This is a genomic window from Planctomonas psychrotolerans (assembly GCF_008642235.1).
Lineage (GTDB): Bacteria > Actinomycetota > Actinomycetes > Actinomycetales > Microbacteriaceae > Planctomonas > Planctomonas psychrotolerans.
Window position 1 is genome coordinate 2,315,113 of the sequence record NZ_SJEV01000001.1, and the last position, 14,561, is coordinate 2,329,673.

Genomic DNA, 14,561 nt, shown 5'->3' on the forward strand with positions numbered 1-14,561 from the left:
GGAAAGGGCATCCCATGCACGACCGAATCGATCGATCAGACGACCCCAGGACCGCGCCGCTCACCGTGCTGTACAGCTTCCCGTTCGCCATCGGGTCGCCGGGAATCGGGATGACGGCCTGGAATCAGGTCACCGAACTCGTCGCCGCCGGACACTCGGTGCACCTCGTCACCGCCAGCATGGCGCGCGACATCCCGGGCCTCGCGAGCCTGCGCAAGACCCTCGTCGTCGCCGGCCGTCGCGTGCCGCATCGGCTGCTCGGGCAGCACCGGGCCTTCGCGTACACGGATGCCGTCGCCAGCCGCATGGTCGCGCGCCACCGACCGGATGTCGTTCACACCTGGCCGCTCGGCGCCAAGCGCACGCTGCGCGCCGCCGCCGCACTCGGTATCCCCGGACTGCGCGAGGTGCCCAACACGCATACCGGGCACGCCTACGCGGTCGTCGCCGAGGAGTACGCGCGCCTCGGATTACCGGTCCCGCCCGGATCGTCTCACGAGTACAACGAGGATCGATTGAGGGAGGAGGAGGCCGAGTGGTCGCTCGCCGAGGGCCTGCTCGTCCCCTCCGACACGGTCGCCCAGAGCTTCCTCGACCGGGACTTCCCGGAGGAACGCCTGCTCCGGCACCGCTACGGCTACAACCCGGACGACCTCGGGGCGGCACCCCAGCGCAAGGCGGCGGCGCCCTTCACCGCCGTGTTCGTCGGCCGCTGCGAGCCGCGCAAGGGCCTGCACCACGCTCTCCGCGCCTGGCGGGCGTCGAACGCCAGCCGCACCGGTCGTTTCCTCATCTACGGCAACTTCATCCCCGGCTACCGCGAGCATCTCGAGCCCTTGCTCGACAGCCCCGGGGTCGAGGTCAGGGGATTCACCTCGAAAGTCGAGGATGCGTTCGCCGAGGCCGACGTGCTGCTTCTGCCCACGGTCGAGGAGGGCAGCGCTCTCGTCACCTACGAGGCGCAGGCGCTCGGCTGCGTGCCGCTCGTCTCCACCGAGTCGGGTGCGTACATCGTCGACGGCGAGCACGGCCTCACGCACTCGCCCGGTGATGTCGGGGCGCTGACCGAGCACCTCGACCGGCTGGACTCCGATCGGGCGCTGCTGGCGCGGATGCGGGCTCGCGACCTGGAGCACGCGCCCGACCTGACCTGGGCGGCCGCCAACGAGTCCCTGGTCGGGAACTACCGCACCGCGATCGCGCGCACCGCCGCCGCCTGATTGGACCCGCGACGTTGCTCGCGGCACGCGCGATGCACTCGCGGCACGTTCCGCACCTTGTGCCGCGAGGTCACAGTACGTGCCGCGTCAAGTCGAACGGGAACGCGAACGGGAACGGGAACGGGGTCGGGGTCGGGTAGGGGCGCGCTCAGTCGGACTTCGGCTTGCGCTTCTTGCGCAGTTGCCCGGCGAACGAGCCGAGCACGGAGAGATCGCGGCGCACCGACGGCACGAGCAGGTAGGCGAGCACACCCGGGACGAGTCCGGCGAATCCGCCGATCATCAGCTCCACGAACGGCGGCAGGTCGACGGCGAGCTGGGCGAGCAGCGCGGCGGCGAACATGAAGGGAGCGAGGAGGATCGGCCGGAAGAACGGCACCGCCACGTCACTGATCCGCACGAACGTGCCCCGGAGCGCGAAGTAGTACCCGGGAATGAGGAGCGTGAGCGTCGTCAGGCCGTAGGCCAGCGCCATACCGTGCACTCCGCCGCTGATCATGCCGAAGAAGAACGAGGCGATGATGAACGGCTTGGTGACGAGGTCGTAGATCAGCTGCCGGCCGGTGCGCTGCAGCGAGATGTAAATCCAGGTGAGCGCGGTTCCGAGAGACCGGGAGACACCGGCGATCGCCAGCAACTGGAAGATGAACACCGACTTCGACCAGCCCGGTCCGAGGAAGACGTAGATCAGCGGGTCGGCCACCGCGGCCGCGATGGCGAACACGATCACCGACGAGTAGGAGATGACGAGGATCGCGTTGGTGAGGTACCGGCGGTAGCGCTCCGGGTCGTCCTGCAGCGAGCTCAGCACCGGGAGCGCCACGCGCGAGAGCGGGCCGTTGATCTGGGTGAGGGGCAGCAGCAGGAGCGAGTAAGCGCGACCGTAGAACCCGAGAACGGCCGGCCCGGCGAAGCGGCCGACGACCACGTTGTCGAGGTTGCGCACGAGGTAGTTGAGCGTCTCCGAACCGAGCACGTTGGAGCTGCTGCGGAGGATGGGACGCACCTCGCGCCCGATCTTCGGACGACCGATCGGCGCCTTGGCCAGGATGAACATCCCGATCAGGCGGGTGACGACGACGGCGACGTTCAGGACGATGAGCGCCGCGACGCCGCCACCGAGGAGAGCGGTCACGATGGCGAGGGACACGCCCACCGCTGTCGACACCACGTCGAGCACGGCGATCACACCGAACCGCAGTTGCCGCTGCAGGCGGGCCTGGAGCGGCAGCATCATGCCGTTGAGCAGCAGGGTGGGCGCCAGGATGAGAGTGATGGCCACGAGCCGCGGCTCGTCGTACAGGGCCGCGATGAGCGGTGACGCGGCGGCCACGAGAACCATGCAGATGCCGCCGAAGGTGAGCGAGAGCCAGAACAGCATGGACCACAACCGGTCGCTGATCGTCTTCAACTGCAGGATGGCCGCGGTGAGGCCGAAGTCGCGGAGCACATCGGCGATGCCGACCACGGAGGTCACCATCGCGAGCAGACCGAACTCGTTCGGCTCGAGCAGACGGGCCAGCACCACCGTGGACACGAGGAGCAGCAGCGTGCGACTCCACTGGCCGCCGAGGGTGTGCAGCACGCCGCGGCCGGCCTTGCGGCCGAGGTTGTCGCCCTCGTCCGCGGGCACCGCCGTCATGCTCGGGCCGTTCGGTGGCGTCGTCGGTGTCCGTCGTGTTCCCGGAGCAGCGTTCCCGCCGGCACTACCGTCACGCGCGACTGGTTTCGTCTCGTTCCCACACCCGCATGGATCCGCGCCTGCGCTTGCGGTTGCCCGCGAGTCGGGAGGCGACGTAGCCGACGCAGTACACGGGGAAGTCGGCCCAGTAGCGGGGGGAGCGCGCAACCCGGAGCACGAGGTTGCGGATCTGCGACGACCCGCCCCAGTCCTCGCCGGCCGACGACGTTCCGGTGCGGGCGAAGTATTCCTTGAGCTCGCTGTTGCCCGCTGCGATCCGTGCCGACCGGTGCACCATGGCGCGGAGTGTGGCGGGGGAGCGCACGGTGAACGAGAAGTCCGGAAGGGTGGTGCGCTCCTCGAGGGCGAACAACTGCTGCACGTAGGTGTCGTCGGCGATGAGGTCGGGGAACGCACCGAAACGCGCGCGCCCGTCCCGTGACAGCGCGTAGATGCCGGACCCGATGTGGCCGCGCTGGCGGTAGTCGGTGAGGTTCCAGACGCGGTAGTAGCTCCGTACCGCGCGAGACGCGGACCTCGTGTCCACGATGAGGGACGGGGACGCGATGGCGTACGGCGTGGAGTCGTCGAGCGCCCGGGCCAGCGCGCGCAGCGTGGCGGCGTCGGTCGTCACATCGGCGTCGAGGTAGACCCGGGGGAAGACGTCGGTGGCGGCATCCCCGGCGTTCAGCGCGGCGACCTTGGACGCCTCCTGGATCTCGACCACCCGCACCTCGTTGCCGGCGTCGCCGGCGGCGCGAGCCAGTTCGGCGGTGCGGTCGGTGCTGCCGTTCACGACCACGACCACGTCGAACTCACCCGGTCGCGCGTCGACGAGGACCGCGCGCAGGTTGGCGGCGATGACGGCCTGTTCGTTGTGTGCGGGGATCACGACGCTGAGCACCGGCGTGCCGGGCGTGGACGCCGCGGGGCGCGGCTCGGGAGAGGTCATTCGGTGCCTTCGGTTGTGACGGGGCGAGCGAGCGTCATCGGGCCCGGAATACCATGTCGAGGATAACTCGGTGGCGGCTCGCCCACGAATTGTCGCGGACGAAGGCCAGGCGTTCGGCTTCCGGCGCGGTGCCGAGATCGAGCGCTGCCGCGATCACGTCGGCGAAGTCGCTCACCGCGTCGACCAGGATCACTCGGTCATCGATGTCGCGTACCGGGGGAAGGTCGATCGACACCACCGGGCACCCGGCGGCGAGGTACTCGTACACCTTGAGCGGGCTCATCGCCTCGGTCAGCGGCGTGCGCCGATGCGCGAGCAGGCAGAGGTCCACGTTGCGCATGGTGGCCACGAGTTCCGCACGACCGACCGACGGGTGCACGTGCACGTTCGGGCAGACGCCGAGGGGCGCGAGGTACTCGGGCGAGGGGAGGGGACCCATGAGGATGACGTGGAGGTCGGGCCGACGCCTCGCGAGATCCGCGATCCCCTCGACGTCGAGGCGCGTGTCGAGAGTGCCGACGTAGAGCGCTCGCGGATGCGGGATGCGTGACAGCCACGCCGGTTCGGCGGGCCGCGGGCCCGACCACTCCGACGGCTCCACGCCGTTCGCGACGACTTCGGCGGGGCCCGTCGGCTCGATGACGTCGAGGATGCGCTGGGACACCGCCGCGATCGGCCTGCCGTTGTCGGCCATCGCCCGGTAGCTCGCGCGGAGTGCGGCCTCCTGCGTCGCGTAGGAGGGGTGCGAGGCCCAGTCGTCGCGCGCGTAGTACAGCACCTCGCTGGTCCAGTCGAGCGGTGCGAATCCCGCGACGAGGGGATTGGTGGTGATGAGCGCCGGGGAGGCGAGGCCGCGACGACGGGCGGTACGCGCGAGGGCGCGGTCGTACCGCTCGTATTCCGCGGCCGTCTCGTCGACACCGGTCGGGTCGGAGCGTCGGCCCCGCAGCGGCGTCACCAGGGCGTGGTCTCGGGTGCGAGGGAAGGGCGCGTTCTTGCGCAGCAGGATGCGGCCGGCGTGGGTCGCCGGCCTGCGGAACGGGTTGGCGACGAGCAGGCGGTCGACGCGGTCGGACGTCATCAGGGTGGAGAGCAACCGGTCGGGCGGTCGCATCATCCCTCGTTCGACGGCATCCGTGTAGGTGTCGTAGAAGAAGGTGAAGACGACGTCGCGAGACGTGGGTGTGCTGCGGGTCTCAGTCACCGTCAGAGCCTAGCGGCTCGCGTCAGTCGTCCCGTTCGAAGGGGCCGAGGTCGGGCGCACCGCCCTGGGGCCGCGGGGTGCCGTTCGCGTCCGTCTCGGTGGACGACCTCGCGCCCGCGTTGATGGCCGGGGAGCCGGCACTCAGGCGGTAGTCGAACGTCTCGGGGTCGACGAAGCGCGGATCCACCTCGATCCGATCGCTCGAGCGGGGCTGGTCGGGACGCGCGGATTCCCACGTGAGGGTGTGACTGGCATCCATGGTCGCGCCGTCCGACGCTCCGTAGGTCGTGTCGGTCACGTTCACGATGATGTTGTTGCGTACGGTGCCGGTGCCTCCCTCACCGTAGAAGGCGATCCCGAAGTATCCGCCATCGTCCGGATTGCCGACGAACACGTTGTGCTCGACGGTCATGTTCGGGATGCCGCCGTTCTCCTTGCCGGCGTGGATGCCCGTGGACTCGAAGCCCTGGAAGACGTTGTTGCGCACCACCCAGTCGGAGATGAGGTACTCGCCGTCGGGACCGAAGTAGTCGTTCTCGAGCATGAGGCCCTGGTTGTACCAGCCGGTGAACAGGTTGTCCTCGACCAGGATGCCCGTCACCGGCGCACCGACCTCGTCCCACGACTGGATCATGTCGGCGTGCGCGGGCACGATCTCCTCGCGGATCGAGCCGTGAACGTGATTGCCGCGGAAGGTGGTGTCCGATCCGAAGACCCGGAACGCGTCGCCCGGCGCCTCGTCGTCGTCGTGCAGGTTGATCCGTTCGATCTCATTGTTCTCGATGAGCGAATCGCCGAGCACGACGATGCCGCCGCTCGAGTTGTAGATGTAGCTGTCGGTCACCGTCCCGTTCGACGCCTGCTGCAGGTCGTCTCCGGTGCCGGCCTCGAACTCGATTCCCCAGCCGGCGTAGTTCGAGATGGACAGGTCGCGGGCGGTCAGGTGGGTCGCGCTCACGGTCACCGCGCTGTCGCCGCGGGCGTCGCCCTCCGCATCCTCGCCGTCGAAGGCGAGTCCGACGAGCTCGACGTAGGGCGCGGACACGTCGACGGTGCCGCGGATCGTGGCGGTGCCGTCACCGTAGACGAGGAGCGTCTCGTCGGCGCTGCCACCGATCTCCACGGAGATGTCTTCGTCGTACTCACCGGCGAGCACCTCGATGGCGTCCCCCGGCTCCGCGGCGTCGACTGCGGCCTGAATGGTGGTGTACTCCGAGGCGTCGCCCGACGGGTCCACGGTGAGATCGGGAGCACGCATCGGAATGGGAGTGTCCTCCGGGTCCACCGGCTCCAGCGACGCGGTGCAGGACGCGACGAGAAGCCCGGTGAGCAGTACGCCGGCGACGGCACCGCCGCGCCGGAGGCGGGATCCCGTCTGCCGGAGCACGTCGAACGTCGGGGTGGGAGAACTCTTCGGTGAATTCCCGGGGAGGTCGCGAGGGTGACGGGCCATGGACATGGTCCTTCCGGGAGGCGAGGAACGGGTTCCTCAGATCGGGTCTGTATCGATTATGCGTGGACTGTCTGGGCGGATGCCCGGTGCGATCCCGCGGTAACCGATCGTCGCGGCTGCCACGGCACCTCGCTGAGCAGCCACGATGCGATGGCGAGCAGCACCACGAACACGCCGACGGCCTGCCAGAACGCGAAGGCGTCGAGCACGACCAGCGCGAAGGCGTAGCTGGCGAAGGCCACGGCGAGGGTCACCGCGAGGCTGCGGGACGCCGGGGACGAGGTTCCGGCGAAGATGAAGCACCCGAGCCGCCACAGCGGCACGGCGAAGAGCAGCACGATCCCGGCGACCCCCACCAGCCCGGCCGCTTCCCCGGTGGTCAGGAGCTGATTGTCGAGGATGAGCGCGTTCTGGAAGTCTCCGCTGACGAAGCGACTGCCGATCCCGGTGCCGAACCACGGGTCCTCGAGGATGCGGTCGATGCTGGCCGGCAGATCGGTGAGCCTCCCGCTCCCGCGGAACCCGGGCGACGTCTTCTGCGATTGCACGAGCGCCTGCGGGTCGAGCAGCGTGCCGAGGGTTCCCGAGAACACCGACGGCGCGAACGTGAACAGGGCGACGCCGAGAGCGGCGGTGCTTCCCCCGATGACGGGGATGAGTCGTGGCCGCAACAGGCAGGACACCACGACCAGGATCACCACCATCACGATCGCCGTGCGCGAGACCGAGGCGAAGATGCCCCCGAGCATGAATGCGGCGGCACCGAACCAGACCAGCCGGCGGAGGATTCTCGGTCGCGGCCATCGCGACTCGGAGGCCAGGAAGAACGCGAAGGGCAGGATCAGTGCGAGCATCACGCCGAGCTCGATGGGGTTGGAGGCGGATCCCGTCGAACGGGTGGCCCCATCACGGAGAATCAGGGAGAACTCGTCACTGGTCGCCCGCAGGGGCAGGAACGACCCGAGACGGAAGAAGACGTTGATCGCAATGGCCCGCTCCAGCATGGCGAGGGCACCGACCACCCCACCGGTGGCGACGAGCACACCCAGCACCAGCCGCACCGTGCGCGGAGAGCGCAGTGCCTGCCGCACCGTGAAGAACAGCAGGAAGATGAAGCTCACGTAGTAGCTGACCTCGCGGATCGAGTTGTTCACGAACCCGGCCTCGAGAAGCGGCCGGATGTTGACCACGATCGACACGAACTGCGCGGCGATGAATCCGCTGACGGCCCACCCGAGCGGAGTGGGCCGCCAGGAGAACGACCGGTCGAACAGGAGCCGCAGGGTGACGATCGCGGTGCTGATCAGCACCATCGCCATGAGCGGTGTGATCGCCGGCGACATGCGGAGACTGTAACGGGACAGCGGGATGAGCAGCAGAACGAACAGCAGCACCACGAGCAGGGTGTCGACGGTGAAGATGCGGCGACGGAAGATGTACGCCAGCGCGCCGACCCCCGCGAGAATCCCTGCGGTGAACGCGAAGCCCAGCAGGGCGAGACCGAGCACCGCACCGCTGAGCACGAGGGCTGCGACGATCGCCCGGGCGGTGTCGCTCCGTCCGGTCGTTCCGCGCTCGAGCCGCGTGCTGGGATTCGCGGTCATCAGATGCTCAGGTCTTCGTCCCTGTCGACGGTGCGGTTGGCACGGCGACCCGACACCGGCTCGCCCGACGTCGTCTGGCCCGCGGCCGACCGGTTCGCGGCCGATCGCGTGCGGGCCACCCGGGCGTTGTTGAGGGCGAGGATGAGAGCGAGGAAGGCCGCGAAGACGGCGGCGCCGGTCACGAGGCTCGGCACGAGAGTGTCGCCCGAGTTGACCTCGAGGGTCTCGGTGCCGAGCGTGTCGAAACTGATCCGCTGCTCGGGCGGCAGGGCGACGGCGTCCTGCTGGCCGATGACCGTCTGCTCGAGCACGGCGAAGGCGGCGTTCGCGATCTCGACCGACCGCTCCGGCGTGGTGGCGGTGCTCTCGATCGCCAGGATGGGCGGCGAGAAGCGGATCTGGCCGGCCACGTCACCCGCCGGCTCAGCGTCGCGCGGCTGGGTGGTGCGCTGCACGGCGGTGAGGGACTCGGCGGGGCCGTCGATCTCCCCGACCTGTGCCTCCACCTGCGCGCGCAGCTCGCTGCCGTTCACCATGTAGGCGAACACGAGCGCGGCGCGGGGGAGGTCGTTCGCCGTGGCGGAGGTCTCGTTCTCGGCGAGGAGCTGACCGGGGATGACGGCCTGGAAGGGCTGCACCCTGGGCGAGGTGAGCAGCACCGTCGTCTGAGTGGAGTACGCCGCGGTGCCGCGCGGCTCGAAGGACCCGTCTTCGACGCGGTAGCCGGCGGCGTAACCGGCGGCCAGCGCGACGACGAGTCCGACGACGATGAGCCACCAGTAGCGGCGGATCGCCTGGGTGAATTCGAGCATGCGGAGTATCCCTTATCGAGTGGCCCGGCCGGGGATGCCGGGGAGATGGAGAACGAGATTCGACTGCTGCGTCTGCGTCGGGCGGCGACCTGCAGTTCTCGGCGCGGTGCACGGGTGCGCGGTGCGAGCGAGGAGGTGGATTCGTCCGTCGTACCGGTCACTCTAGTAAATGTCGCGGAACAGAGCACGGGAGCACCCGCCGCAACCCGTGTTCCGGCGGGGCTGCAATGGTCGGTGAGCGCGGGCCGGTGGACGCTTTCGCCGCTATTGGTAGCATGGGGCCGCGTCGACGAAGACCGTTCGTCATTCTCTGCGCACACGAGCGACCCCCCTTTCCGCCGTGTTGCGTCGCCATGGGCATCCGCCCCGAGTCGAAAGTCGCACATGGGATCCGCCCGCAACGCCCTGTCGAGCCTCACGAACGTGAAGACGTTCCTGCACGCTCTCCGCATCTCGCACTTCTACGCCTACAGCCACGTGAAGCAGGTGGCGAAGCTGACCCGCGGGGACGACGTCTCGTTCGCCCCCAACGTCTCCTTCCGCAACGCCGAACGGATCACGCTCGGCGCGGGCACCCACATCGGTGAGCGTTCGATCGTGTGGGCGGGCAACAACACGGGCCGCATCCTGCTCGGAGCGAAGTGCCTGCTCGCGCCGAACGTGGTGCTCACCGCGTCGAACTACGGGATGGCCGCGGGTACGCCCGTGATGGATCAGCCCACCGTCGAGAAGGACATCGTGCTCGGTGACGACGTGTGGCTCGGCGCGCACGTGGTGGTGACCGCGGGCGTGACCATCGGCGACGGCGCGGTCATCGGTGCGGGCGCGGTCGTGACCCGGGACATTCCCGCCAACGCCATCGCGGTCGGCGCGCCCGCGAAGGTGATCGGCTACCGCCGAGCCGGCGAGGGCAGCTGAGTGGGCGGGGAATCCGCGTCCGGCGGGCGCCCGCACGCCGGCATCGGGGACGTGACCGTCGGCATCGTCATCGTCAACTACAACACCCGCGAGGCGACGCTCGCCTGCCTGAAGTCGATTGCCGCGACGAGCGAGGACCTCCGGGTGTCCGTTGTCGTGGTCGACAACGCCTCGTCCGACGGCAGTGCTCCCGCGTTCCGGGAGAGCACCTCGGCCACGGTGATCGACTCGGGCGGCAATCTCGGGTTCGCGCGTGCGGTGAACCTGGGCGCGCGGGCGCTCGACACCGACTACGTGCTCCTGCTGAACCCCGACACGCTGATGCTGCCCGGTTCGCTGCGTGCCCTGCTCGGCTTCGCCCTCGAGCACCCCGAGTACGGCGTATACGGGGGTCGCACCCTCGCGCCGGACGGATCCCTCGACCCGCACTCCTGCTGGGGAGCTCCCACCCTGTGGTCCACGTTCTGCTTCGGCACCGGACTCTCCACCTTCTTCAAGGACTCGGCCGTCTTCGATCCGGAGTCGCTCGGCACCTGGCAGCGCGACACCGTGCGCGAGGTGGACATCGTGACCGGATGCCTGCTGCTGATGACGCGCGAGGACTTCCTGACCGTGGGCGGCATGGACGAGCGGTACTTCCTGTACGGGGAGGACGCCGAGTTCTCGATGCGCTGTTCCGCGCGCGGCTATCGCCCCGTGCTCGTCCCGGAGGCCGTGATCGTGCACGAGAACGGCGGCTCATCCACGTCGTCGGACGGCTCGAAGATGAGCATGGTGCTGGCCGGGAAGGTGACGCTGTTCCGCACCCTCTGGTCGCCGCCGCGGGCGACGATCGCCGTGGCGCTCCTGCACGCCGGCGTGCTGCTCCGTGCACTGCTCGAGCGGGCCACCCGGCGCGGGGCACGGCCGTGGGCAGGCGTGTGGGCGAAGCGGGCACGCTGGTCGCCCGGCTATCCGAAGGCCGAGGCGCTGCTCTTCGGGCCGCGGGATTCGACCCCCGGCGCCTGACGGACGCGTAGCAGCACGGCACACAGCACCACACACGCACGACGACACCACCGCACCACACACGCACGACGACACCACCGCACGACGACACCACCGCACGACCTCGAGGAGACGATCCATGCCCAAGCACTTGCTGGTGTGCGCCGCTGGCGGCCACCTGAAGCAGTTGTTCGCCCTTGCCGACCGCATCGGCATCGCGCCGGAGGACCAGCAGTGGGTGACCTACGACTCGGCGCTCAGCCGGTCCATCCTCGAGGGCAGGGACACGGTGTTCGCGCCCTACACTGCGCCGCGAGGCGCGATCGGCACGACCCGCAGCATCCTGCTGGCCCGCAGCATGCTGAAGGAGCGCGAGTACGTGTCGGCGATCAGCACCGGCGCGATCCTCGGGGTGGCCTTCCTGCCGCTCGCGGCGCGGCGCGGCGTGAGCGCGCACTACATCGAGAGCGCCGCGCGCGCTGATTCGCCGTCGATGAGCGGCCGCATCCTCGCCCGCGACCGGAAGGTGCACACCTACACGCAGTACCCCGCGTGGGCGGACGAGCGTTGGCAGTACCGGGGATCGATCTTCGACTCGTACGCGCCCGGGCCCGCGATGCCGGGGCGCGAGGTGAAGAAGGTGGTGGTCACGGTGGGAACCACCGAGTCCTACGGCTTCCGCCGCCTCTTCGACAAGCTCGTGCCGATGCTGTCGGGTCTCGATGTGCTGTGGCAGGTGGGCAAGACCGATGTGAGCGATCTCGGAATCGACGGCCGCGAGCGCTTGCCGCACGACGACCTGAAGGCCGCCGTGCGTGACGCGGACCTCGTGATCACGCACTCCGGCACCGGGTCGGCGCTGACCGCGATGGACTACGGCAAGCATCCGGTGCTCGTTCCCCGCCTCAAGCAGTTCAACGAGCACGTGGACAGTCATCAGGTGGAGATCGCGAAGGAACTCTCGCGCCGAGGACTCGCCACCCTCTGCCACGTGGAGGATCTCGACTGGACGGTGTTCGACGCCGCGGTGAAGCAGAGCGTGCGCGACGAGCCCAACGCGCCCCGTATCGTGCTCGACGGGTTGCGCCTGGACTAGTCCAGGCCCGGGCCCGGGCCCGAGCTCAGCGCTCAGCGCGAGAAGCGGTTCTTGCCCGAGTTCTTCGCCCGGTACATCGCCTCGTCGGCGCGACGGATCACGTCGACCGCGGCGGTGTCACCGGTCTGCGCCGTCGCGATGCCGATCGACGCGTGGATCGGCCGGTCGTAGCCCTCCACCGCGAGCGGTCGATTCAGGGCGCGGAGCACCCGCTCGGCCACATGGTCCGCCACCGTGGAATCGGTATTCTGGCAGAGGATGACGAACTCGTCTCCGCCCAGCCGGGCGACGGTGTCCACGGCGCGGGTGGCCGAGAGGATCCGTTCGGCGACGCGCTGCAACACGGCGTCGCCGCGGTCGTGGCCCAGGGAGTCGTTGATGGCCTTGAAACCGTCGAGGTCGATGAACAGCAGGGCGGAATTGCCGCGCGGATCCGGTCCGGTGAGCACGTGCTGCAGTCGATCGAGCAGCATCCGACGGTTGGGCAGGCCGGTGAGGGCGTCGTGCAGCCCGAGGTGGGCGAGAGCCGACTCCGCTCGACGCATGAGCGCGCTGTCGAGGTCCCGGCCGAGTTCGATCGCCTCCCGCTCGAGGTCCCCCCACGATTCCGCCTTGTCCTTCACGCTTTCGCTCCAGGCCGAGAACGAGTTGCGCGGGGAGAGCACGGAGTCGCGATTGGCCGCCGACTGGTCGCCCAGCCACTCGGTTGTTTCCGTGATCTCGGGCCGGAACCAGGCCAGATAGCCCCCCTCGCCGCCGAACGGGACGATGAGGAGGCCTGCGACCGTGGGGACGATTCGCGCGAGTTCGGGATGCTCGACCGCGAGCGAATCGCTCGCGAACGTCGACAGCGCCCCGCCGGTGGTGGCGCGCAGGGCGTCGACGAGCATGTTGATCGACGCCGCGTCGGGTGCGTCACCGATGGTGCAGACGTGGCCGTCGAGGCACAGGGCGGCGCCGGCCGCCGGGACGAGGTCGAGCACGGTCACCGGTGCGTGCAGAAGCGATTCCTCCATGTCGCCGTGGGCGGCGAACTGCCCGGCCAGCTCGCTCCGAAGCTTCGCGAGCTGCGTCGTTCGCGTCAGGCGGCGGATCTCCGCCATCGCACTGAGCTGAAGCGCGACCTGATTCCCGAAGACCTCGAGCCCGTGCCGGAGCGTGTACGGCAGTCTTCGGGTGGTGCGATGGGCGCAGGTGATCATCCCGATCAGCTCGCCGTTGAAGATGAGCGAGAAGGACAGCGTGGAGGCCTGGCCGATGTTGCGCATGAACTGGAGGTGGTGGGGCGAGATGCTCCGCAGCTCGGCGTAGCTCAGGTCGAGCGGCTCGCCCGTGACCGGGCTCTCGGCCGGAAGCAGCGGGATGGCGACGCCGTCGGTGGAGTAGATGGTGCGGGACAGCTTGGCGAGATAGAGCTCGCGGGCCTGGTGCGGGATGTCGGAGGCGGGATAGTGCAGGCCGTAGTACGGCTCCATCGACTCGTCGGCGATCTCCTCCGCGACGACCTGTCCGTGACCGTCCGGGTGGAAGTGGTAGATCATCACGCGGTCGAATCCGGTCAGTGCGGCCAGCTCGCGGGCGGCGTCCGACCAGAGCTGATCGCGATCCGTCACGGTCGCCAGACGGTGCATGGCGGCGTAGATCGCCGACGCGGAACTGAAGTCCTCGGGCGGCAAGGCCGGTTCGAACTCGATCACGGCGACGCCGTCGACCTCGTGCGCTATCGCGTCGAAGGAGCGCCCACCCGTCGTCACGGACACCGGATTCGCGACGCCGTGCGCGCCCGACAGGACGGCAGCGAAGGACTCGACGGCCGCCGATCCGGTCACCGCGTCGAGGGGGGAGCCGTGGAGCCGCTCGGCGGCGGTCCCGAGCACGGCTTCGCAGTTGGCGCTGGCCTGGACGATGGTCCAGCTCGACGGATCGGCGGTGACGAGCGCTCCGTGCGGCTGGATCGAGCCGGGGCGGCGGATGTGCTCGCGCACGCATACTGCGAGTCGCTCGAGCTCGCCGTCGGGCAGGGTGGGGGTGGCACTCACCGGACGGCCGCCGTCTGCGGAACGGCCACGTGCCGTTCGTAGGCCCGGAACGCCGCGCGGGCGCCCGCGACCACCTCGTTCGCGCACACGTCATCATCGATGGCGCGGAGGGCTTTCTGCACGGATCGCCACGGCGACGGGTGGCTCCGTCCGGCGCTCTCGAAGAACGAGGTCGGTACGGCCCCGATCGTCGACCGGATGGCGGGGCCGATCAGTCGGCCACCGAGGGAGGAGCCCTCCACGACGTAGAGGTACCCGAGGGCGGTGGGGAACGATTCGATGTCGTCGAGCTGCGCGACCGCCACGGTCGGTGTGTCCAGCGCCGCGAGGTCGTCGAGCAGGAGATGTGCGCGCAGGTGGAGGGTCAGATCGATGCCGACGCCCGCCCACTGCCCGGCCCACCTCGGGTCGGCGAGTCGCGTCTCCACCGCGGAATGGAAGGCGTGCATCCGCTGCAGCAGGGCGCGGTAATCCGAACGGGTGCGAATGGAATCCGGGAGCCCGGTGCCGGACTCCACCGAGGCGTGCAGGTCTGCGGTGTCGCGGCGAAGACGCGCCGGCAGGTCGTCGACCCTAACCACGGGACACCGCGGCC

12 protein-coding genes are annotated in these 14,561 nt (G+C 69.4%); 4 read left to right on the forward strand and 8 right to left on the reverse strand.

All coding sequences use genetic code 11. From position 1 onward, the window contains the following. The first annotated feature begins 14 nt into the window (after positions 1-14). Entirely contained in the window at positions 15-1,220 is a 1,206-nt protein-coding gene (locus tag EY822_RS10700) for a glycosyltransferase family 4 protein (protein ID WP_227497208.1), read from the forward strand. Between the two features lie 148 nt (positions 1,221-1,368). On the opposite strand, the gene EY822_RS10705 is transcribed toward EY822_RS10700, so the two are convergent. The 6 genes from EY822_RS10705 to EY822_RS10730 all read right to left on the reverse strand — a co-directional run bounded on the left by EY822_RS10705 (position 1,369) and on the right by EY822_RS10730 (position 8,926). Continuing rightward, positions 1,369-2,862 (reverse strand): lipopolysaccharide biosynthesis protein, encoded by a 1,494-nt coding sequence (locus EY822_RS10705; RefSeq protein WP_150308248.1) that lies wholly within the window; start codon positions 2,860-2,862, stop codon positions 1,369-1,371. A gap of 70 nt (positions 2,863-2,932) precedes the next feature. Next, the gene (locus EY822_RS10710) at positions 2,933-3,853 is read right to left on the reverse strand and encodes a glycosyltransferase (protein ID WP_150308249.1); all 921 of its coding nucleotides are present in this window, start codon (positions 3,851-3,853) and stop codon (positions 2,933-2,935) included. 34 nt (positions 3,854-3,887) lie between these two features. After that, positions 3,888-5,057: a glycosyltransferase gene (locus EY822_RS10715; protein WP_150308250.1), complete on the reverse strand. Its 1,170-nt coding sequence runs from the start codon at positions 5,055-5,057 to the stop codon at positions 3,888-3,890. Between the two features lie 22 nt (positions 5,058-5,079). Next, complete coding sequence (locus EY822_RS10720; protein WP_150308251.1) at positions 5,080-6,510, reverse strand: choice-of-anchor Q domain-containing protein; 1,431 nt, start codon at positions 6,508-6,510, stop codon at positions 5,080-5,082. Between the two features lie 56 nt (positions 6,511-6,566). Further along, positions 6,567-8,114: an O-antigen ligase family protein gene (locus EY822_RS10725; protein WP_150308252.1), complete on the reverse strand. Its 1,548-nt coding sequence runs from the start codon at positions 8,112-8,114 to the stop codon at positions 6,567-6,569. Further along, positions 8,114-8,926, reverse strand: a complete 813-nt coding sequence (locus EY822_RS10730) for a hypothetical protein (RefSeq protein ID WP_150308253.1) — start codon at positions 8,924-8,926, stop codon at positions 8,114-8,116. The genes EY822_RS10725 and EY822_RS10730 overlap by 1 nt, the downstream gene beginning before the upstream one ends. Before the next feature lie 384 nt (positions 8,927-9,310). On the opposite strand from EY822_RS10730, the gene EY822_RS10735 reads away from it, so the two are divergent. The 3 genes from EY822_RS10735 to EY822_RS10745 all read left to right on the forward strand — a co-directional run bounded on the left by EY822_RS10735 (position 9,311) and on the right by EY822_RS10745 (position 11,927). Further along, positions 9,311-9,844, forward strand: coding sequence for an acyltransferase (locus tag EY822_RS10735; RefSeq protein WP_150308254.1), 534 nt, complete (start codon positions 9,311-9,313; stop codon positions 9,842-9,844). Next, positions 9,845-10,852: a glycosyltransferase family 2 protein gene (locus EY822_RS10740; protein WP_150308255.1), complete on the forward strand. Its 1,008-nt coding sequence runs from the start codon at positions 9,845-9,847 to the stop codon at positions 10,850-10,852. Positions 10,853-10,970: 118 nt separating this feature from the next. Then, complete coding sequence (locus EY822_RS10745; RefSeq protein WP_150308256.1) at positions 10,971-11,927, forward strand: glycosyltransferase; 957 nt, start codon at positions 10,971-10,973, stop codon at positions 11,925-11,927. 32 nt (positions 11,928-11,959) lie between these two features. Here EY822_RS10745 and EY822_RS10750 read toward each other — a convergent pair whose 3' ends face one another. After that, positions 11,960-13,966: a bifunctional diguanylate cyclase/phosphodiesterase gene (locus tag EY822_RS10750; protein WP_227497209.1), complete on the reverse strand. Its 2,007-nt coding sequence runs from the start codon at positions 13,964-13,966 to the stop codon at positions 11,960-11,962. Continuing rightward, the gene (locus EY822_RS10755) at positions 13,963-14,547 is read right to left on the reverse strand and encodes a biliverdin-producing heme oxygenase (protein WP_227497210.1); all 585 of its coding nucleotides are present in this window, start codon (positions 14,545-14,547) and stop codon (positions 13,963-13,965) included. Before EY822_RS10755 ends, EY822_RS10750 begins: the two co-directional genes overlap by 4 nt. Positions 14,548-14,561: the final 14 nt, after the last annotated feature.

Coding starts and splice junctions, on each gene's coding strand:
- EY822_RS10700 (WP_227497208.1), top strand. CDS start 15: ATGCACGACCGAATCGATCGATCAGACGACCCCAGGACCGCGCCGCTC.
- EY822_RS10705 (WP_150308248.1), bottom strand. CDS start 2,862: ATGACGGCGGTGCCCGCGGACGAGGGCGACAACCTCGGCCGCAAGGCC.
- EY822_RS10710 (WP_150308249.1), bottom strand. CDS start 3,853: ATGACCTCTCCCGAGCCGCGCCCCGCGGCGTCCACGCCCGGCACGCCG.
- EY822_RS10720 (WP_150308251.1), bottom strand. CDS start 6,510: ATGGCCCGTCACCCTCGCGACCTCCCCGGGAATTCACCGAAGAGTTCT.
- EY822_RS10725 (WP_150308252.1), bottom strand. CDS start 8,114: ATGACCGCGAATCCCAGCACGCGGCTCGAGCGCGGAACGACCGGACGG.
- EY822_RS10730 (WP_150308253.1), bottom strand. CDS start 8,926: ATGCTCGAATTCACCCAGGCGATCCGCCGCTACTGGTGGCTCATCGTC.
- EY822_RS10735 (WP_150308254.1), top strand. CDS start 9,311: ATGGGATCCGCCCGCAACGCCCTGTCGAGCCTCACGAACGTGAAGACG.
- EY822_RS10745 (WP_150308256.1), top strand. CDS start 10,971: ATGCCCAAGCACTTGCTGGTGTGCGCCGCTGGCGGCCACCTGAAGCAG.